Source organism: Nostoc sp. CMAA1605 (genome assembly GCF_021596505.1).
Lineage (GTDB): Bacteria > Cyanobacteriota > Cyanobacteriia > Cyanobacteriales > Nostocaceae > Trichormus.
In genome coordinates this window covers 1-19,103 of the sequence record NZ_PJIZ01000029.1, presented here as the reverse complement: position 1 = coordinate 19,103, position 19,103 = coordinate 1, and the positions used below count along the sequence as shown (strand labels likewise).

The 19,103-nt window shown below is 39.1% G+C and carries 19 protein-coding genes; 12 read left to right on the top strand and 7 right to left on the bottom strand.

Annotated elements, in window-relative coordinates:
* Nucleotides 1-7 precede the first annotated feature (7 nt).
* Nucleotides 8-2,005: an excinuclease ABC subunit UvrB gene (gene uvrB / locus CV014_RS12435; protein ID WP_236142313.1), complete on the bottom strand. Its 1,998-nt coding sequence runs from the start codon at nt 2,003-2,005 to the stop codon at nt 8-10.
* Between the two features lie 37 nt (nt 2,006-2,042).
* A complete protein-coding gene (locus CV014_RS12430; RefSeq protein ID WP_236142312.1) occupies nt 2,043-2,255 on the bottom strand; it encodes a hypothetical protein in 213 nt (70 codons plus the stop codon).
* Between the two features lie 164 nt (nt 2,256-2,419).
* On the opposite strand from CV014_RS12430, the gene CV014_RS12425 reads away from it, so the two are divergent.
* The 5 genes from CV014_RS12425 (at nt 2,420) to CV014_RS12405 (ending at nt 5,374) form a co-directional block, all read left to right on the top strand.
* On the top strand, nt 2,420-2,908 hold the full coding sequence (locus CV014_RS12425) for a hypothetical protein (RefSeq protein WP_236142311.1): 489 nt from the start codon (nt 2,420-2,422) through the stop codon (nt 2,906-2,908).
* Between the two features lie 570 nt (nt 2,909-3,478).
* The gene (locus CV014_RS12420; RefSeq protein WP_236142310.1) at nt 3,479-3,661 is read left to right on the top strand and encodes a CsbD family protein; all 183 of its coding nucleotides are present in this window, start codon (nt 3,479-3,481) and stop codon (nt 3,659-3,661) included.
* A 74-nt stretch (nt 3,662-3,735) separates the two neighbouring features.
* On the top strand, nt 3,736-3,918 hold the full coding sequence (locus tag CV014_RS12415) for a CsbD family protein (RefSeq protein WP_236142309.1): 183 nt from the start codon (nt 3,736-3,738) through the stop codon (nt 3,916-3,918).
* Nucleotides 3,919-4,333: 415 nt separating this feature from the next.
* Nucleotides 4,334-4,774, top strand: coding sequence for a hypothetical protein (locus tag CV014_RS12410; RefSeq protein ID WP_236142308.1), 441 nt, complete (start codon nt 4,334-4,336; stop codon nt 4,772-4,774).
* Nucleotides 4,775-4,864: 90 nt separating this feature from the next.
* Nucleotides 4,865-5,374 (top strand): hypothetical protein, encoded by a 510-nt coding sequence (locus CV014_RS12405; protein ID WP_236142327.1) that lies wholly within the window; start codon nt 4,865-4,867, stop codon nt 5,372-5,374.
* Between the two features lie 182 nt (nt 5,375-5,556).
* Here the strand turns inward: CV014_RS12405 and CV014_RS12400 are convergent, their stop codons facing one another.
* From CV014_RS12400 to CV014_RS12390, 3 genes are all read right to left on the bottom strand, one after another.
* The gene (locus CV014_RS12400; RefSeq protein ID WP_236142307.1) at nt 5,557-5,742 is read right to left on the bottom strand and encodes a hypothetical protein; all 186 of its coding nucleotides are present in this window, start codon (nt 5,740-5,742) and stop codon (nt 5,557-5,559) included.
* Between the two features lie 83 nt (nt 5,743-5,825).
* The gene (locus tag CV014_RS12395; RefSeq protein ID WP_236142306.1) at nt 5,826-6,131 is read right to left on the bottom strand and encodes a hypothetical protein; all 306 of its coding nucleotides are present in this window, start codon (nt 6,129-6,131) and stop codon (nt 5,826-5,828) included.
* 192 nt (nt 6,132-6,323) lie between these two features.
* On the bottom strand, nt 6,324-6,725 hold the full coding sequence (locus CV014_RS12390) for a hypothetical protein (RefSeq protein ID WP_236142305.1): 402 nt from the start codon (nt 6,723-6,725) through the stop codon (nt 6,324-6,326).
* A gap of 579 nt (nt 6,726-7,304) precedes the next feature.
* Here CV014_RS12390 and CV014_RS12385 point away from each other — a divergent pair.
* From CV014_RS12385 to CV014_RS12375, 3 genes are all read left to right on the top strand, one after another.
* Complete coding sequence (locus tag CV014_RS12385; RefSeq protein WP_236142304.1) at nt 7,305-8,690, top strand: NB-ARC domain-containing protein; 1,386 nt, start codon at nt 7,305-7,307, stop codon at nt 8,688-8,690.
* On the top strand, nt 8,690-10,927 hold the full coding sequence (locus CV014_RS12380; protein WP_236142303.1) for a WD40 repeat domain-containing protein: 2,238 nt from the start codon (nt 8,690-8,692) through the stop codon (nt 10,925-10,927). The genes CV014_RS12385 and CV014_RS12380 overlap by 1 nt, the downstream gene beginning before the upstream one ends.
* A gap of 323 nt (nt 10,928-11,250) precedes the next feature.
* Nucleotides 11,251-12,939: a B12-binding domain-containing radical SAM protein gene (locus CV014_RS12375; protein WP_236142302.1), complete on the top strand. Its 1,689-nt coding sequence runs from the start codon at nt 11,251-11,253 to the stop codon at nt 12,937-12,939.
* Nucleotides 12,940-13,000: 61 nt separating this feature from the next.
* On the opposite strand, the gene rpe is transcribed toward CV014_RS12375, so the two are convergent.
* A complete protein-coding gene (gene rpe, locus CV014_RS12370; protein WP_103140099.1) occupies nt 13,001-13,708 on the bottom strand; it encodes a ribulose-phosphate 3-epimerase in 708 nt (235 codons plus the stop codon).
* Nucleotides 13,709-13,994: 286 nt separating this feature from the next.
* Here rpe and CV014_RS12365 point away from each other — a divergent pair, with 286 nt between their 5' ends.
* From CV014_RS12365 to CV014_RS12355, 3 genes are all read left to right on the top strand, one after another.
* A complete protein-coding gene (locus CV014_RS12365; RefSeq protein ID WP_236142301.1) occupies nt 13,995-15,587 on the top strand; it encodes a S8 family serine peptidase in 1,593 nt (530 codons plus the stop codon).
* Nucleotides 15,569-15,712: a hypothetical protein gene (locus CV014_RS12360; protein WP_236142300.1), complete on the top strand. Its 144-nt coding sequence runs from the start codon at nt 15,569-15,571 to the stop codon at nt 15,710-15,712. The genes CV014_RS12365 and CV014_RS12360 overlap by 19 nt, the downstream gene beginning before the upstream one ends.
* Before the next feature lie 243 nt (nt 15,713-15,955).
* Complete coding sequence (locus CV014_RS12355; protein ID WP_236142326.1) at nt 15,956-17,284, top strand: serpin family protein; 1,329 nt, start codon at nt 15,956-15,958, stop codon at nt 17,282-17,284.
* A gap of 169 nt (nt 17,285-17,453) precedes the next feature.
* Here the strand turns inward: CV014_RS12355 and CV014_RS12350 are convergent, their stop codons facing one another.
* Nucleotides 17,454-18,041: a Uma2 family endonuclease gene (locus CV014_RS12350; protein ID WP_236142299.1), complete on the bottom strand. Its 588-nt coding sequence runs from the start codon at nt 18,039-18,041 to the stop codon at nt 17,454-17,456.
* A gap of 430 nt (nt 18,042-18,471) precedes the next feature.
* Here CV014_RS12350 and CV014_RS12345 point away from each other — a divergent pair, with 430 nt between their 5' ends.
* Nucleotides 18,472-19,053, top strand: a complete 582-nt coding sequence (locus CV014_RS12345; protein WP_236142298.1) for a helix-turn-helix domain-containing protein — start codon at nt 18,472-18,474, stop codon at nt 19,051-19,053.
* Nucleotides 19,054-19,103: the final 50 nt, after the last annotated feature.

Genomic DNA, 19,103 nt, shown 5'->3' with positions numbered 1-19,103 from the left:
ACTGCATCTAGCGTCCTAGCATTTTATCGCGCAGTTGCTTGATGCGATCGCGCAATTTTGCTGCCTCTTCAAATTCTAATTTCTTTGCTGCTTCTTTCATCTGGGATTCTAATTGAGTGATCAATTCAGGAATTTGTTCTAGTGGCAATTCTCCTAGCTGTTCTTCTACAGTTTCTAAATCTGTAGAATTTAATCTTCTTGAAATATCTAAGAAAGACAAAATTGCATTACTGGATTTTTTGACAATCGGCTGTGGTGTAATTCCGTGCAGCTTATTATATGCCATCTGAATTCCCCGCCGTCTGTCGGTTTCTTCAATAGCTTTAATCATGCTATCTGTTAAATTATCGGCATATAAAATCGCCTGTCCTCGGATATGACGCGCGGCTCTCCCGATAGTTTGAATTAAGGAACGTTCAGCACGTAAGAACCCTTCTTTATCGGCATCCATGATTGCCACTAAGGAAACTTCTGGCAAATCTAAACCTTCCCTCAATAAGTTTACACCCACTAAAACATCAAAGTTGCCTTCGCGTAATTCTTGTAAGATTTCAATGCGTTCAATGGAATTAATTTCTGAGTGTAAATAACGCACACGAATGCTATGGTCTTGGAGATATTCGGTTAAATCTTCTGCCATGCGTTTAGTTAACGTGGTAATTAATACCCGTTCTTGATGGTCTATTCTGTCTTGAATTTCTGCTAACAAATCATCAATTTGTCCTTCAGTGGGGCGAACAAAAATTTCAGGATCAATTACTCCAGTGGGGCGAATTACTTGCTCGACGATTCTATCTTCAGAAATTTCTAATTCCCAATTTCCAGGGGTCGCAGAAACGAAAATACATTGATTAACTTTCGTCCAAAACTCTTCAGCTTTCAAAGGTCGATTATCAGACGCACTCGGTAATCTAAAGCCATGTTCAATTAAGACTTTTTTTCTGGCTTGGTCGCCGTTATACATCCCGCGAATTTGGGGGACAGTAACGTGTGATTCATCAATTACTAATAGCCAATCTTTGGGAAAATAATCAATTAAACATTCTGGTGGTTCTCCGGCTTGTCTTCCTGCTAAGTGACGGGAATAATTTTCTACGCCGTTACAATAACCAACTTCCCGCAACATTTCTAAGTCGTAGCGTGTACGTTGGTCTATGCGTTGTGCTTCTACTAATTTACCTGTTTCTTCGAGTTCGGCTTTGCGTTGTTTTAATTCGGCGGCGATATCTTCACAGGCGATTTCTAAGCGTTCCTCTGGGGTCACAAAGTGACGCGCCGGGTAAATATTGACGGCTGATAAACTGTGGAGAATTTCCCCTGTAACTGGGTCAATGTAGCGAATTGCGTCAATTTCATCGCCAAAGAATTCTACCCGAATGATTCTATCTTCGTAGGCGGGGCCGATTTCTAGCACATCACCACGGACACGGAAACGTCCCCGTCCCATTTCTAGGTCGTTGCGACTATATTGTACTGAAGTTAAATCCCGTAAAATCTCACGCTGATTGACTTCCATCCCTACTTTTAAGGGGATGGCGGCTTTGAGATATTCGGAAGGGATACCCAAACCATAGATACAGCTAATTGATGCTACAACAATTACGTCACGCCGTTCAAATAGCGATCGCGTGGCTGAGTGACGCAGCATATCTATTTCGTCATTAATGGCTGCTGTCTTCTCAATATATGTGTCAGTAACGGGAATATAAGCTTCTGGCTGGTAGTAATCGTAGTAACTGACAAAATACTCCACAGCATTCTTTGGGAAGAATTCCCGCAACTCATTACAAAGTTGTGCAGCTAGGGTTTTATTGTGCGCCAAAACTAAAGTCGGCTTACCCACTTTCTCAATGACTGCGGCGATGGAAAATGTCTTACCTGTTCCCGTCGCGCCTAATAAGGTTTGATAACGGTTATTTGCTTCTATGCTAGCAACTAACTGGGCGATCGCTTGTGGTTGGTCGCCAGTCGGACTAAAGGGAGCTTGCAGACCAAATTCTGTCATACATTTGTACTAAAAAATACCCTATTTCATAGTAGCGTTAGGGATGGGATATAGGGGTATGGGGGTATAGATAGGGGTGTAAGGGTGTAAGGGTGTAGGGGTGTAAGAGTGTAGGGGTATAGGGGTGTAAGGGTGTAGGGGAAACAAGGGTTATTCTTATCCCCACGCTAGTATTTTGCTTGGAATTCAATCCAAAATCCAAAATTCCCAGTCCCCAGTCCCCAATCCCCAGTCCCTTCTCAATCAGCAATTTTATTTTACAAAAATTCGCAGTTTAAATTTACTTATGTATCAGTTTTGAAGATACTTATATCTATGCAAGGTTATTTAAGGTTAAACTCTCTTATATAGGAAATATTCTAAGCTTTCCTTAAATATTGTAAAGTCAAGTTAAGAAACCAGAGGTGTCTAGTTATGACCATCAGCAGTAATGGCAAAACGGTCAGCCCTCGGCAAAGACGTGCCAAACTTAAAGGAGAAACAACGGTGGAAGTTGAAAATAACCAAGGTCATAGCTCGAATCAAGAACAAGTCGAAAAAGGTGCTAATCTGCCAGTGGAGATAGAAAAGTCCAATAAACAAGAGGTGGTAGGGAAATTAGCCGTTGCAGGCGATCGTCCCATTACTAGTAGTGATTTAGAAGTATCTCACACATTTTCAAGTGCTGGGTTACGTCCCATAGGAGTTAGTCATTTGGAAGTTGTTGAAACAATGAATGTGATGGGAATTCGTCCTATCGCTGCTAATACAATTCAAGTTGTTGACAGTATTAATTTGTCAGGAGTTCGTCCCATTTCTTCTAGTGCGCTAGTCATTTCCAGCAGCTATTCTGTGATGGGTAATCGTCCTGTGGCTTCCAATGATATTGATGATTCTGAGAATCTGATGGGTTTTATAGACTAGAGAAACAGAGAATCTCGTTAATTATAATCAATCTATTATTGACCCAGTTACTTCTATTAAGGAACTGGGTTTTTGATTTGTTTGTATGGATGATATCAAGTTTATATAGAAATCGGATTTGATAAAGTTGCAGTATTAAGTAAGGAATAGGCAATAGAGGTGTACTGTTTTTTTCAATAATCGAATTTAGTGGCTATATGAGTTCATATAATATATTAACTGAGTAATTGGATTTTGAAGATGGCAGCTTATTGATTTTGCATCAATAGTCAATAGTGTATACGAGAAAATCATCTTTATGACTGGGCGATCGCTTAAGAAGACCAGCATTTGATTGTTACATGGCATCAGTAAATTGTATAGTCATATTTTATTTTATATAATTGCTAGCCGTTATCTACAAAATCTACCTCATTATGTCTTTGTGCATAGATGAATAATATATCTAGTGGTGGAAGATTTGAGGAATTTACAAAGCTAAATTATATATTGTTGAAGGCAAACAACATCAGGTCAATTCATAGTAATTGCTTGGAAAAAATACTTTTTAGGTAATTGTAGGAGTGAAACATGAATTTAGAAGAAAGAGCAAAAGCGACTGCTAAAAATATCGAAGGCAAAGTTCAAGAGGCAATAGGAAACATTACTGGTAATCCTCAAGACCAAGCTGAAGGACAAGCCAAGCAAGCTGAAAGCCAAGTTCGTCACACCATCGAAAATATCAAAGATGAAGTGAAAAAAAATCTTGCATAGATTAATCAACTAATCTCAAATTTTCTTTATTGCTTGAGAAACAATTCCACATCACACTAATTTAGGAGTGTATTATGAGTTTAGAAGACAAGGCAAAAGCCACAGCTAAAAATATTGAAGGTAAAGCCCAAGAAGCTTTAGGAAACGTAACTGGCGATCCTCAAGATCAAGCTGAAGGTAAAGCCAAACAAGCTGAAAGTAAAGTTCGTCACACTGTGGAAAATGTTAAAGACGAGGTTAAGAAAAAGCTTGATTAAGGTAATTGTCTGTTGGGTGATTTTAGGCTTTCATGGCTTGGTAGGAATATAGTAGTGACTGTAGAGATATGAATTTCATACCAATTTTGGATTTGGGATTTTGGGTTAAAAGTCTAGATTTATAAACTACTCCAGAATCTCAAAATAGATAACACCATTCAGCCTAAATTGGTATCATATCTCTACATTTATCAACTATCAGAAGCAAAGAAATATACAAAAATCACGTTTGATTCTCAAAGAGTTCATTACGCCTCTGTAGACTTTTTTTGTGTTCCCTGTTCCCTACATACGTAAATAATTTCAATAATCAAGTCGTATTTCTAGTATTTGATCAACATTTTATAAAAACATTAATTATTTCAGCTTTTTAAACTGAAGATATATAGCTGAAAAAATAACAGGAGGAAAAAATATGAATTTAATAAAACAGAGTCGCAAAATTTTAACGACTTTTGTTTTAATTGCAGTGTTGATGATAACTACAGCTTGTGCTGGTGGAACAATAACGCAAAGCGATCGCACTACAACACAACCAGCCATTGGTAGAAATGTCACCTACTCAGAATTAGAAAGAGGTAACACCCCAACAGGACAAACTTTTGGTAATTGGGTTGTACAAACATCTAAAGGATTAGTTCAAGATGCTTATGTACGTGACAACAATAAACTAGGTGTTGTCATTTCTCCTCAAGTGCGTCCTAACGAAGTGAAACCTTTAGCTAAATCTTTAGCACAAGGTTTTCGGAAAAATTTCCCTGATCAAAATCTCACTGTTTTAGTTTACGGCCCTGATAAGAAGTTGATTTTGACTGCCAAATACAATAGCCAAACAAATCAAATTCAGTATAGCTAAAGAGGTTACAGGGAAAAGAGTGTGAAGTATAGCAACTCTTTTTTACATCCCAATCCCAGTCCCCAATCCTTTCATAAGGAGATGAGAAAAGTGACTAGCAGCGAAGAATATAGAAGACAAATCATGCAAGATTTGGCTGGAGGCGATGTTGAGTCTTTAGGTGATAACGAGACTCAATACGAAAACTTTGACGATTTTGCACAAAGAACAACACCAGATCAACGTCGTAATTTGTTCAATCGTTCCTTACAGCCAGAACGGATTCCCCCTAGCCAAATGGAACCGGAATTACAAAAAGCGATCGCCCAAATTAAACCCAATGAACGTGATGATGTAGCGCGCGCTTTTTTCAAGCATTTCAAGCAAAGGGGTTTAGACGAACGCCACCTAGAACAGCAGTTAGGACTTTCGACACACCACGCCAGCCGTATGAATGCTGATGATGTCAGCAGACTTGCATCCTTCGCCTACCACAACCACCCCGACATTTTCCGGGAAGTTCTAGCAGAACAACCAGGGATTATCAAATTCCTTAGCAATCCCGTAGTTGCAGGAATTATTGGGATTGCAGCTGCTAAGTGGCTGGGTAGCCGCAAATAAGTTTAGAGTTCAGTAATAACATGGTGGGATAATACCCACCTTTTTTTATTGCAAATTAGGAATTGGTTTTAGGGAAAAATAGACAATAATTTAGATTTATTGTCTATTTTTTCCTTGCTCCTTGTCCCTTTGCATACACAATGATAATATCTGTCTTGATTTGGAAATCGATTGTGTCTGGCTTACTCTTTTGGTTGACTCTTGGATTTGTGAGAACCTAAACTGTATAGCATAGCTATTTTTACAATATCGAAATAAGCAGGATGATTATCTTTATTGACAATTGCTAAAGATATTGAGCCTGCAACTAGTATGACCAAAATTGGCGAAAGTGCTTCACCTTTTATTTCTTTATTTGGATCTGACATAATACGACCTCCTAGTAATGAGAAACCTTTGGCTGATTAGCTTAAACCAAAGGCAATATCTGAAGCTGCACTAAAAATCTACATCAACGCCAAGACTCAACAATCATGCCAACCGCAAATAATGAAAATAGCAAAGCTGCAACCCGTAGGAACCATATCCAAACAGCACCAGATAACAAGATTTCGGTGAGTGCGGATGCTCCGAAAACTTGAAACACAACTATAGCGATCGCAAAACCAGCTAAAGTTAATACAAAATATTTCAGTCCCGTACCAGTCAAAATTAACAGTGGATTTTGCTTGTCTTGGAGATTTTTTTTCATAGTTTTTTGTCTGTTTTCTGTAGGGAGATGAACAAGAGAACTTTCGCGATTGTTGTTACTGTTCATAAGGATTTCCTCTGGTATCAAATAAAGCTAAACAAAAAGCCGGGCAATGTAATTAAATTACACGTCCGGCTTGTAAACTTCTCATTTATCAAAAGCCAAATGTCTTCAGAAAATCAAATATTTAGTTGTGTTGCTCACCTCAACTAGCTATTAGTTTTCTCAACCTGTCGATAGCTGTGGGTCTGTAGTGCATTATTTGCGATTGTAGAAATGTCTACAATTTATCCAAGCGTCAAGAATGTAATCATGTAATTTTTGCATTTCTTGTAGCTGTTTGCGGCTCAATTTATGGCGGTGACTGATATGACCACTCAATTCGATAATCGTTTCATGGTTAGCATCTTTGCTAGAGATAAGTAGTTGACCATGTTGAGTTTCTGATAAAGTTTCAATCAGCAAAAGACTTATATGTGAAAACACTGCTGGTAACTCAACTTCATACAACCAATTGGGATTGGCTAACATTTCTGGACTACCTCTTTCTTGCAGTTTGAACGTACGCAATACTTCTGGAGATTGTTCTGCTATCTTTAAGACGGTTGAGATGGAGTTGGAATTTCTGATAAAGTCTGACATCCGTGAGAAGTTGGTCATGATAGTTGCTCCCTAAAGTTGCTGTTGAGTTTGAAACTTATATGTATATCTCACATAAAGATACATAGCTATAAGATACACGCATTGATTCTGAAAAAGCAAGCACTTAATGGAAATATTTCTTTAATAACGTTAGGTTTTGTAACAAAAGATATACTTTTTCTCTCACTTAAATATAGCTAGCTATACTAAAAGTAAGCTTTTATACAAAAACCTTTTAATCAGCCGATTGTTCGGGACATAACTAGGATCTGTCATCAATTAAAGATGAACTGCTCTCATGGCAAGAATTTCAGCAATTATCACTGAGTGTAAGCCTAAAGCCCAGAAGTTAATACTGATAAGGAATCTAAAGCTAATCGATGACACACCTTAGACCTATTTTTGTTCTTCAGGTAGAAAAAACAATTTGATAGAAGCTGAAACAACATCAACTAGCAACTAGTAATACAATTGTGTAGTTACTGTGAAGTCTGGAAAAAAGCAAAATATTACTCTTTATCTAGACTTGCAAGTCATGCTATAACAAAATATTCTCACATACTGATAATTTAAATATAACTGTGGAGTTGAAATGAGATGAAGAGCGCAACTAATATGCCTCTGTTGCCTGATGATTTCATCAGAGGAGTTGCCAATCAACATGGTGTAACCTCAACAGAGTTAGATGCTTTAATACTGGCATTAAAAGGGGAATCTGGTGCAGAAATTGCCGAAAAACTGAATATTTCGCAACCCGCAGTCAGAAAAAGATTGGGAGAAAGTTACCGCAAATTAGGTATAGAAGGAGGTGGTAATAAAAAAATTCAGAACCTCAAAGAAAAGCTATATGCTCAGTATCAAGGCATTGATAAAAATGTTATATCTTCCCAAGAAGACTGGGGGGAAGCGGTTGATGTAGAAGGTTTTCGTGGTCGAGATAGAGAAATCCACGAATTAGAGGAATGGATAGTTGGAGATGATGCCCTCAGATGTCGATTGGTAGCAATATTGGGTATGGGTGGAATTGGTAAAACTGTGATAGCAGCGAAGATTGCCAAACAAGTCCAACCAGAATTTGACTATCTGATTTGGCGATCGCTCCGCAATGCTCCACCATTAGAGGAGATTCTCACCCAAATTTTGCGATTATTGCCTATTGATGCGGAAGATTATGCAAAAGTTAGCGAAAATGACAAAATAGTTTTACTGATTGAGTTTTTAAGAAAACATCGATATCTAATTATTTTAGATAATGTCGAATCAGTCCTACGTAGTGGTGAAGGGAAAACTCAAGAATGGGCAGGTGAATATGAACCTGGCTATGAAAATTACGGCTACTTGTTTAAGAAGGTGGCAGAAGCATCACATAAAAGTTGCTTACTATTAACTAGTCGGGAAAAACCCAAAGAAGTAGCTGCCCTAGAAGGTAAAAATCTGCCAGTTAAAGTTCTGCAATTATCTAGTCTAGATTTAGCAGAAGCTAGGGAGATTATGCTAGACAAAGGATGCAATTGTACTGATGAACAATTGGTACAATTAGTCACAAAATATTCTGGTAATCCTTTAGCGTTAAAGATAGTTGCTACTACAGTTTATGACTTATTTAGCAATAATCTTACGGAATTTATCAAAGAAATTGAAGAATCAAATGCTGTTTACGGAGATATTCGGATTCTGCTAGATACGCAATTTAAACGCTTGTCAGATTTAGAAAAACAAGTGATGTATCGGCTAGCAATACATCGAGAATACGTCTCTCTGGCACAACTAAAAAATGATTTAAGAAACACAGATGCAGATTCTAATATTCTAGAAGTTGTGGAATCATTATTACGGCGATCGCTCATTGAAAAAGAAGCAAACGCCAGCAGATTCCGCCAACAATCTGTAGTAATGGAATATGTCACTAAACGTTACATTGAACAGTTCACTTCTGACTTAAGCGAAAAAAAAAACCGGAGTTTGTTAATGTCCACCCTTTAATGCAGGTGCGATCGCTTGATTATATCCGACAAGCACAAGAACGGCTGATCCTAGAGCCTGTTAAACAAAAGCTGATCAAAGCTTTTGGGACAACTATAGAACTAGAATCTCATCTAAGGCGAATTCTGAGGAATTTACAGCAAGAATCGCCCCCAAAAAAAGGTTATGCGGCTGGTAATTTAATTAATCTACTTCGACAACTCCAGATAGATAAATCTCCGCATGATTCTCACATTGATTTAAGTGGGCGTGACTTTTCTGGTTTGACAATCTGGCAAGCTTATCTCAAAGATGTCAACTTAAAAGACACCAGCTTCGCTAATACTGATTTAAGTGGCTCTGTATTCACCGAAACCATGTCTAGTGTCGTTTCTGTGAGATTTAGTCCTGATGGCAAATTTTTTGCTACGGGTTTAATCACTGGAGAAATCAGACTATGGCGCACTAGCGATATCAAGCAAATTCGCATTTATAGAGGCCATCATGCTTGGGTTTGGGCTTTTACTTTTAGCCCAGACAGTAAAATCCTGGCTAGTGGTAGTGCTGACTATACAGTTAAACTCTGGGATGTATACACAGGCGAATGTTTACATACCCTCAAAGAACATACCAATAAAGTTTACTCAGTAGCTTTTAGTCCTGATGGTTCTCTGTTAGCTAGTGCAGGTGAAGACCAAACTATTAAAATCTGGGACATTGCTACAGGTGTTTGTCAGCAAACATTCAGTGGTCATGATGGTTGGGTGTGGTCTGTGACTTTCCAACCATCTCCCACTATTCACAATATTCGTTTACTTGCTAGTGGCAGTGCCGACAACACAATTAAACTGTGGGATATCAAAACAGGTAGATGTCTCAAAACCTGGAATGGTCATAGCCGCGATGTTCATTCTGTTGCTTTTAGTCCCGATGGGAAAACACTAGCTAGTGGAAGTAGAGACCTCACCCTGAGACTGTGGGATGTCAATACAGGTCAATGTCAGCAAATCTGGGAGGGACATACTAAAAAAATTTATTCTGTGCGTTTTAGCCCTGATGGTCAAATTTTGGCTAGTTCTGGTGAAGACAGAACAATTAAACTTTGGCATATCCAACGGGGTGAATGCTTGAAAAGCTTACATGGTCACAACAGCCAGGTATGGGCGATCGCTTTTAGTCCTGATGGTAATACCCTGATCAGTTGTAGTGATGACCAAACAGCCAGACTGTGGGATGTCAATACAGGTAATTGTCTCAAAGTCTTGCAAGGCTATACCCGTGATGTTTATTCGGTAGCATTTAGTCCCAATAGTCAAATCCTGGCTAGTGGAAGGGATGACTACAGCATCGGTCTATGGAACTTACAAACATTAGAATGCCACATTCTCAGAGAACATGAAGGGCGGATTCGTTCTGTCGCCTTTCATCCCAAGGGGCAACTACTCGCCAGTGGTAGTGCGGATAACACAATTAAACTCTGGGACATTACTGATATTCGCCATAGCAAATGTCTGCAAACTTTGATCGGACATGGTAACTGGGTGTGGACAGTGGCGTTTAGTCCTGATGGGCAAACCCTAGTCAGCAGCAGCGAAGACCGCAGTATCCGCATTTGGGATATCTCTAGTGGAGAGTGCCTGAAAAAAATCAAAGAACATGGCCATTGGGTGTGGACAGTAGCATTTCATCCTAGTGGAAATATTCTGGCCAGTGGTAGTGCTGACAGTCAAATTAAACTGTGGGATGTCACCACCGGAGAATGTATCGCAACTTTCACAGACCATCAAGACATGATTTGGTCAGTCGCATTCAGTCCCGACGGGGAACTTTTAGCCAGTGGTAGCGAAGATCAAACTGTGAAGTTATGGAATCTCACCACAGGCAAATGTATTCAAACCCTGACAGGACATGATAAACAAGTCCACTCAGTCGCCTTTAGTCCCAACGGACAGATTTTAGCTAGTGCTGGTGCTGATACCACTGTGATGTTATGGCAAGTGAATACAGGTGAGTGTCTAGAAATTCTGAAATTGGGACATACAGCAGCGATTCGTTCTCTAGCTTTTAGTCCCGATGGCAAGTTATTAGCTAGTGGTAGTGAAGACGAAAAGATTCAGCTGTGGGATATGCAAACTTGTAGCCGATCGCGATCGCTAAAATCTGATCGCCTCTATGAACGCATGGATATTAGCCATACTACAGGCTTAAACGATGCTGAAAGAGCTTCTTTAAAAATGTTAGGTGCTATTGAGCAGTAGTTTTCTCAAAAATAGACCTCTTGCACAAATAATTGAAGAGTTATTTATTTGCGTTCTTCTTTGCGTCTACCCTTCGGGTTCCGCTTTAGCGGTATGCGCCTTTGCGTGAGCTTTTAAATAATATTTTTAGCAACACCCAAGGATTCATGCAAGAGGTCTAATTAATACATTCTTGATGAAAGTGAGTTACTAAAATACGGCTGAGGATATATGAATACAAGTCCATCACTCTGTTTTTCTATTCACTTATTGAGATGATTTATAGGTGTAGATTGCAAAGCCAGGGCATTACACCATCCAAAAGTAATCATTTTAGGTATGTAATGGTGTTATTATATCAAACTCAAAATCAACAAATCTCTACTCAGATTCCTTCTATTAAAATTGTATTGATTGGTGAATATATCAAACACAGAAGCTTCAACGGTGCGAACAAAGCCTTGCCTGTTTTAGCCTCTAGTTTGGTAAATTCTGGATTTAGTAAAGTTGTACAATTAGATTTAGAACGTCGGGATTTAAATTTCAATGATGTTTTAAATGAAATTAGAGATGCAGATTTAATCATTTTTTCTGGTTGTCTAACAAATCAATGGACAGAAATTGACGAGCATGGTAGCAAAATTTTCGCAGAACTCCAAAAATATGGCAGAGAAAATGTACCAATTTTAGTTGGTGGTTATGCAACTAAAAGTGTTGCCGATATTGCCCGCATCACTCCTTGGATTACAGCCTTTTGTGATGGGGAAGGAGAAGAATCAATTATCGAAATTGCTCATGCAATGGCTAGAGGCACTTTTTATGAAGAGATGAACCATTTATCCGGGTTATGTTTCATGACTCAGGATGGTAAATTTCACCGCGTTAATGAGGATAGTAAAAATGCTGTTTTTCATTATGCTATTGCACCAAGAGTTCATAAATTTGACGATATCGACCAAAATTTTGGTTTGATTCATGTAGAACAAGTGCATGATATGGATATTTTTAAAGATACAAATGGTAGACAATTAAAAACAGCTCAAATCTTTACCCAGCGAGGATGTCCTTGGAGATGTGGTTTCTGTAATAAAAGTAATGAGAGTAATCATATCATCAGATTAAGTGAAGCCTCTTTCCGCAGACAGTTACAGCAATTAAAGCAGCGCGGTTATGAAGCAATTTACTTAGATGTTGATACTTTCACAGTTCATGATCAATCTGCTAGACAGGAAGCAGAAATTCTCAAAGCAGAAGGATTTGTTTGGGGTTCAAATACTCGCATCGATAAAATTAACTATGAACAGATGCGTTATTTAGTAGAACATAATTGTGTATATATGTTTTTTGGCGTTGAGCATACTTTACCAGAAGTATCCTTAGCAAGTCACAAATTTAATGGCTCTATTTTAAGTCAAATTAAGCAAGCATTTGATTATCCAGATAAAATTGCCAGAGTTTTTCAAGATATGAATCAAGCTGGATTACCTAGCAGTTATTTTTTGATTTTAGGATTGCCAAAAGCCAAGCTGAAGCATGATAAAACTGAGATTATCGGTTATGAACCGACAACTTTTGCAGATGATATCGCAGCAATTCGCTTTGGAATTGAAAAGTGCAATCCCGACTTTTTAAATTTCAATGTTCTGCGATTTATGCCTGGGAGTATAGCTGCTGATACAATTGGTGATTGCAGTTACTCCTGTGTTCGTCCTTCAGGAGAACAGCCAATCACGGCTGGATATTTCTTACCACGCGCCGTTCAGCATTATGGCTATCCTCAATCTCAAGAACACGGTGTTTACCGACTATGTGAATCAGTCAGCAGATATCAACCTATTAGCACTGCAATCAATCCCCAACGGGTTTATGATACTATCTGCTACGCCGTGCAGTTAATTAACGCCAAGATTGATGCAGGTGGTAAAGCGACAAAGTTGTTTATTGATAGAGATTTACTCGCTTTAGGTTTAGTGAGTCAGGATGAGCAAGGAAAATATGCGATCGCGCCTTTAGAAGATTTTGCCAGGATTTAGCAAAAAACAAGGGTAGAACATCTTCTACCCTCATTTTTGTGCTACAGAACTATTAATAGAATTAAACTTTGGCTAATTCTGGTGTGGGACGTTTGCTGTTACGAATATTGGTAATTGCTTCCGCGTAATCTTTAGCGTTGAATACAGCAGAACCAGCCACAATTGCATTTGCGCCAGCTTCTAAAACTTGCCAAGTATTGTTAGCTTTCAATCCGCCATCAACTTCAATCCAAGGATCTAAACCACGTTCATCACACATTTGACGCAGTTTGCGGATTTTGGGTACAACTTCGGGAATAAAGCTTTGACCACCGAAACCGGGGTTAACGCTCATAATTAATACTAAATCGCACAGTTCTAGAACATATTCAATTAGTTCTAGAGGAGTACCAGGGTTAAGTACAACCCCAGCTTGCTTACCGAGTTCTTTGATTTGTCCCAGAGTGCGGTGCAAGTGTGGAGAAGCGTTATGTTCACAGTGTACGGAAATAATATCTGCACCTGCTTTAGCGAAACCTTCTACATACTTCTCTGGTTCAACAATCATCAAGTGAACGTCGAGAGGTTTTTTAGTTACTGGACGAATCGCCTCCACTACCAGAGGGCCTATTGTAATATTAGGTACGAAACGACCGTCCATTACATCAACGTGAATCCAATCAGCTCCAGCTGCATCTACAGCCCGAATCTCATCACCTAAACGACTAAAGTCGGCTGATAGGATAGATGGAGAAATAACAATGGGTTTTTCAGATCGGTTTTGGGTCATGGCTAGTGGGTTTTTAAGCGTCCTCGTCTGTAAGCATTGTAACAAAATACTGTAACAAAATATTGAGAACTTTGAAAATGATCATTGATAATTATTGATTGTTGACCGATGACTGAGTGGACAAATCAGAATGAGTAATAAGTGCTGAGTGCTGAGTGCTGAGTAATGAGTAATAAGTGCTGTTAGCGGAAGCGCGGCGTTTAGCCGGTGGTGACTAATGACTAATGACTATTGACTATTGACTATTGACTATTGACTATTGACTATTGACTATTGACCATTGACTATGACTAAAAAACTAACTTGGATATTCTGGGGATTCGGTGCTTCGGTTTTGAGTTTGCCGGTGTTGGCTGTGGCTGTACAAAGTTCTTTAGGAACTAATGGTATTGATGCTTTGAAGTTACATCAGGCTCCTTATAATTTATTGGGACGGAAAATTGCTATAGGTCAGGTGGAAATTGGTCGTCCGGGGATGTTTGGTTGGGATAAGGCGGTTTCTAAAAATCGCGCTGTTTCTTTGGCGGCAGTTTTTTCGCGCAATGCTCCGGCTAAGTCTAATAATGGTGTTGACCCCCACGCTTACAATGTGGCTGGAGTTATGGTCAGTAGAGATAAGGCTTATCCTGGAGTCGCTCCACAGGCGAGACTATATTCTACTGCTGTAGGTTCTACAAAAAATACGGGTCAACCAGAAGAGTGTTTATCAGCTCAACACATTGCTTTGCAAAATGGCGGTGATGTTCGTGCTATTAACTTTAGTTTTGGCGAACCTTTGAACCGCGACCCCCGGCCTGATGCGACTTTAGACGGTAATGCTTTATTGACGCTATGTGTTGATTGGTCTAGTCGTGTGCATGATGTTTTGTATGCGATCGCAGGCAATCAAGGTAAAGGTGGTATTCCTATCCCTACAGATAATTTTAACGGAATCAACGTGGCTTTTTCATCCCGACGGGGAGGGATTTTTAATAAAGTCGATGTTTCTAATCTGGCTGGTTTAAATCAAGGGGTGAGTGGACGACTAGCGGGTAGGGAATTTAATTTGGATGGACGGCGTGCTATAGGTATAGTTGCACCTGGGAGTAATATTTCTCTGCTGAATCCTGATGGCAAATTAAATAAAGTTACGGGTACAAGCTTTGCTGCACCTCATGTGACGGCTACTGTGGCTTTACTCCAAGAATTTGGCGACAGACAACTACGCAAAAAACAACCCAATTGGAGTGTTGATAGTCGTCGCCATCAAGTGATGAAGGCTGTGTTGATGAATTCCGCAGATAAAATCCAAGATAAAGGTAACGGTTTACTTTTGGGGATGACGCGGACTTTGATTGATAAACAAAATCAAGATTGGCTAGCTTCTGATGCTTACCAAAACCCTAAAGTACCTTTAGATGCTCAAATGGGAACTGGTCATTTAAATGTTTCTCGTGCCTATCAACAGTTTAGTGCTGGTCAATGGCAACCGACAGCTGCTATCCCCTCTCTTGGTTGGGATTATCGACAGGTAGATGTTAATAATGCTGTTGATTATACGTTAGCAAAACCGTTAAAGCAGGGAAGTTATGTTTCTATCACTTTGGCTTGGGATCGTTTAGTCGAACTCAAGGATGCTAACAATAATCAAATGTATGATGTGGGAGAAAAATTTAGCGATCGCGGTTTAAATAATTTAGACCTTTATCTAGTCAAAGCCGATGCTCAAACTACCGATAAAGGCGTGATTTGTTCTTCAATTAGTGAAATTGATAGCGTAGAACACATTTTTTGTCCTGTACCTGCTAACGGTAACTACAAAATTCGTGTACAGTTCCAAAAACAAGCTAACGAACCGACTCAAGCCTATGCTTTGGCGTGGTGGACGGTTGGGAATTAGGGGATTGGGGATTGGGGACTGGGGACTGGGGATTGGGGATTGGGGACAAGGGAGATTTTACTCTTATGCCCTATGCGCCATGCCCTCTGCCCAATTCCCTATGCCCCATTCCCAATTTTCGATGAATTTTTGTAATTTTAAATACTGTTTATTTTTAGAAAATGTATTCTACATTTATTGAATTTTAGTGAGTAAATCTACTAACGATTCAATCTATCATCATTGAATTTTGCCGCAAAATTACCGTTACCAAAACTGTAACCACAGGGTATTTAAATTGTTGTTAGTGCAGAATTTAGATATTGAACACAGCATTAACGTCAGTTTTTGGTAAACATAGCAAAAATTTCGGCACACGAGGTAGTAGAATGAATCGGCAGAAATTCAGTGGTGTGAAGAGAAGTTTCCTGCAAAGACGTTACGCTGTTAGCTTAGGAAGACGTTATGTTTTAGCAGCAGCTAGCGTGGTTTTGTTTGGGGTGTTAGGTTGTTCCCAGGTAAATGATAATACCAGTGCGCTAGCACAATCTGAACTATCACCCACAGCTTCATCAGTGCAAAAAAAAACAGTAATTCCCGATACAAAAGTTATCTCTGCTAATAATAAGTTTGGCTTTAAGCTATTTCAGGAAATCTCCAAACAAGAGGGTAACAGCAAGAATATCTTTGTGTCGCCGACTAGTGTCGCGATCGCTTTGTCCATGACCTACAATGGGGCTAGCGGCTCGACTCAGCAAGCAATGGCTAAGACTCTGGAGTTACAGGGTATCAATCTCCCAGAACTTAACTCTGCTTATGCTTCACTCCATCAGCTGTTAAAAAATCCTGAGCACAATGTCCAATTGCAGATTGCTAACTCGTTATGGGCAAATCAAAATGCTAGTCTGCGTCCTGAGTTTATTCAAAAAGCCAAAGATTTCTATCAAGCTCAAGTCACAAGTTTAAATTTTCAGGATGCTGCTACCCCCAAGACGATTAACAAATGGGTAAAAGATAATACCAAGGGTAAAATTGACAGCATTGTTGACAAAATAGAGCCGAATCAAGTTCTATTCTTAGTGAACGCTATATATTTCAAAGGTCAATGGAGTGAAAAGTTTGATGTCAGTCAAACTAAATCCCAGCCTTTTTACATCTCCTCAACTCAGCAAAAACAACACCCAATGATGTCACAAAAGGGTGAATATAAATACTACGAGAATGAACAATTTCAGGCTGTGAGTTTGCCTTATGGTCAAGATGGTAAAGTGAGTCTGTACGTTTTCTTACCCAAGTCAAACTCTAACCTCAAGGCCTTTTCTCAAAAATTAAATGCTGAAAATTGGGACAAATGGATGTCTCAATTTAGACAGCGTGAAGGCTCAATTAAGTTACCCAAGTTTCAGACAGACTACGATATCACCCTCAACGACGCATTACAGGCTTTAGGTATGGGTGAGGCTTTTACTGAACAAGCTAACTTTTCCGGTATGGGGAAAAATCTGGCTATTAGTCAGGTAAGACATAAAACCTTTGTAGAAGTCAATGAAGAAGGTACAGAAGCTAGTGCGGCTACTTCTGTGGGGATAGTGGCTACATCTATCAGACAGCCAGAAACACCATTTAATATGGTTGTTGACCGTCCCTTCTTTACTGTCATTCGCGACAATCAAACAGGTAGTATCTTATTTATGGGTGCAATAAATGACCCAACCTGATAAACTAATTCGCAATTCGCAATTCGCAATTCGCAATTACGTTTTGTCACATGGTTTTAACCCCGTGCCAAAACTTTTCGCCTTAAAAGGCGTTAGCGTAGCGGGACGAAGTCCGGTTTTAGACCCAATTGTTTCGATAATTGATGTAGGCTGGGAGTTGGAAATAATACTACTTTTTAGCTGCCAAAACTTGTTCAGCCGTTAAATTCAACTGTGGAAAAGTGGCAGAGTTGATGAGTTCTTTTCCTTGGAATGCCATTGCATCATAAAACCCTTCGACTAGGGTGCATACTGTGACTATCTTTTGAATTGGATCAACAATCCAGTATTCAGGAATTTCCAGAACGGCATATTCAGAACGCTTACTGCGGTAGTCTGTTGTTTGTGTAGATTCGCTGACTACTTCTACTACTAATATGGGTGGAGTTTCGTTAAGTTCAATTACAGCTTCTCGATGAGCCAGTGCTTCCCATTGCTCTGCCGTTAATACTACTACATCCGGCACTCGTAAAGTGTCCCAGCGTCCTCCACGTGGTGAACGCACTCCTACAAAGAATTTTTGCGCTGTCCAATTTTTACTCATCTTGGCACATTCGTCATCAAAGCTGCGTTCTAAAAACTTGGCTATGCTACCGTGTTTACCAGTACCAAGACTCATAGGGATTAATTCTCCGTCTACCAATTCATATTGGGTATCTGTGCCATCGTTATATTTGAGATACTCAGCAAAAGTGAGTTTTTTAGTGGTTGCAGTCATAGCGATCGCAATTCTTATGAATGCTTAGATCAAGTTATTCTTAGTAATTAACACAAATAATTAATTATAGTATTTTGCTATTTTTATCTCAATTTTGCTTTCACTTACTATACCTGTTTCGTAACTATTGGTAATTAAGCGCAGCGTTATGACTCTAATACACATTCTCTCAGGATTTGCTACTTAATTACTGAGAAATTTAGTGTTGATCCCCCAAAATTGTGGCTATCGGCTAAGTGTTACATAATGTGACGCGTAACCAATCATTTTGCATAAAACTTACATACTGCCCTGAATAAATATAAAGAGTTTTATTTTTGGCACAAAACTCGTACCTATACTTCTGTATTTTTTACATTTACTGAGTTGAGAAGTTAGGTTACGGAGTGACAAAAATAACTTGCACAATCTGATGTTGAACCAAACTATTATGTCTGAACATCGATCACAAAATATTCAGGGTAAGTATTTAACACCGTTTCAACGCAAATTATTAGAAAAGAGTTTGCAAGAAAATCTTTCGACATCTTACCGCCAGCGCATTGAAATTATGTTACTGGCAGATGATGGTAAATCACAAACCGTAATTTGTCGTAGATTGGGTTGTTCTCCTGCAACTGTGAGACATTGGATGCACATAGCGCGTGCGGGTATGGCTCATCAATGGCAAGATTGTCCTATTGGTCGTCCTAAAACAGTAAATGATCAATATATTGAACGATTAAGAGTATTAGTTAACAGTAATCCCCGTGATTATGGCTATCCTTTCCGACGTTGGACAGCTAATTTTTTAGAGAGACATTTAGCTAAAGAATTCGGTATAGAAATCAGCGATCGCCACATCAAACGCTTGCTCAAACAGATGGGTTTATCGACGATTCCCAAAAAGAATCAACCGCAAAATCAACAAAGTCAGCCAAGTGGTGGTTCAAAAATTTTAATTGGTAATTTAGAAAGTAAAACTACTACTGAAAACACTAATTTTCTCTTCACACAATTAGAGCAAGCTTGAGTTAGATATGACGACGCATAATTTGCCTACTTCAGTTATTTCTCTAGCAC

Bases quoted from the DNA above. Each gene is read 5' to 3' on its own strand.
- CV014_RS12425 (WP_236142311.1), top strand. From the start codon at position 2,420: ATGACCATCAGCAGTAATGGCAAAACGGTCAGCCCTCGGCAAAGACGT.
- CV014_RS12415 (WP_236142309.1), top strand. From the start codon at position 3,736: ATGAGTTTAGAAGACAAGGCAAAAGCCACAGCTAAAAATATTGAAGGT.
- CV014_RS12395 (WP_236142306.1), bottom strand. From the start codon at position 6,131: ATGAACAGTAACAACAATCGCGAAAGTTCTCTTGTTCATCTCCCTACA.
- CV014_RS12410 (WP_236142308.1), top strand. From the start codon at position 4,334: ATGAATTTAATAAAACAGAGTCGCAAAATTTTAACGACTTTTGTTTTA.
- uvrB (WP_236142313.1), bottom strand. From the start codon at position 2,005: ATGACAGAATTTGGTCTGCAAGCTCCCTTTAGTCCGACTGGCGACCAA.
- CV014_RS12420 (WP_236142310.1), top strand. From the start codon at position 3,479: ATGAATTTAGAAGAAAGAGCAAAAGCGACTGCTAAAAATATCGAAGGC.
- CV014_RS12365 (WP_236142301.1), top strand. From the start codon at position 13,995: ATGACTAAAAAACTAACTTGGATATTCTGGGGATTCGGTGCTTCGGTT.
- CV014_RS12400 (WP_236142307.1), bottom strand. From the start codon at position 5,742: ATGTCAGATCCAAATAAAGAAATAAAAGGTGAAGCACTTTCGCCAATT.
- rpe (WP_103140099.1), bottom strand. From the start codon at position 13,708: ATGACCCAAAACCGATCTGAAAAACCCATTGTTATTTCTCCATCTATC.
- CV014_RS12350 (WP_236142299.1), bottom strand. From the start codon at position 18,041: ATGACTGCAACCACTAAAAAACTCACTTTTGCTGAGTATCTCAAATAT.
- CV014_RS12345 (WP_236142298.1), top strand. From the start codon at position 18,472: ATGTCTGAACATCGATCACAAAATATTCAGGGTAAGTATTTAACACCG.
- CV014_RS12390 (WP_236142305.1), bottom strand. From the start codon at position 6,725: ATGACCAACTTCTCACGGATGTCAGACTTTATCAGAAATTCCAACTCC.
- CV014_RS12355 (WP_236142326.1), top strand. From the start codon at position 15,956: ATGAATCGGCAGAAATTCAGTGGTGTGAAGAGAAGTTTCCTGCAAAGA.
- CV014_RS12375 (WP_236142302.1), top strand. From the start codon at position 11,251: ATGGTGTTATTATATCAAACTCAAAATCAACAAATCTCTACTCAGATT.
- CV014_RS12385 (WP_236142304.1), top strand. From the start codon at position 7,305: ATGAAGAGCGCAACTAATATGCCTCTGTTGCCTGATGATTTCATCAGA.
- CV014_RS12380 (WP_236142303.1), top strand. From the start codon at position 8,690: ATGCAGGTGCGATCGCTTGATTATATCCGACAAGCACAAGAACGGCTG.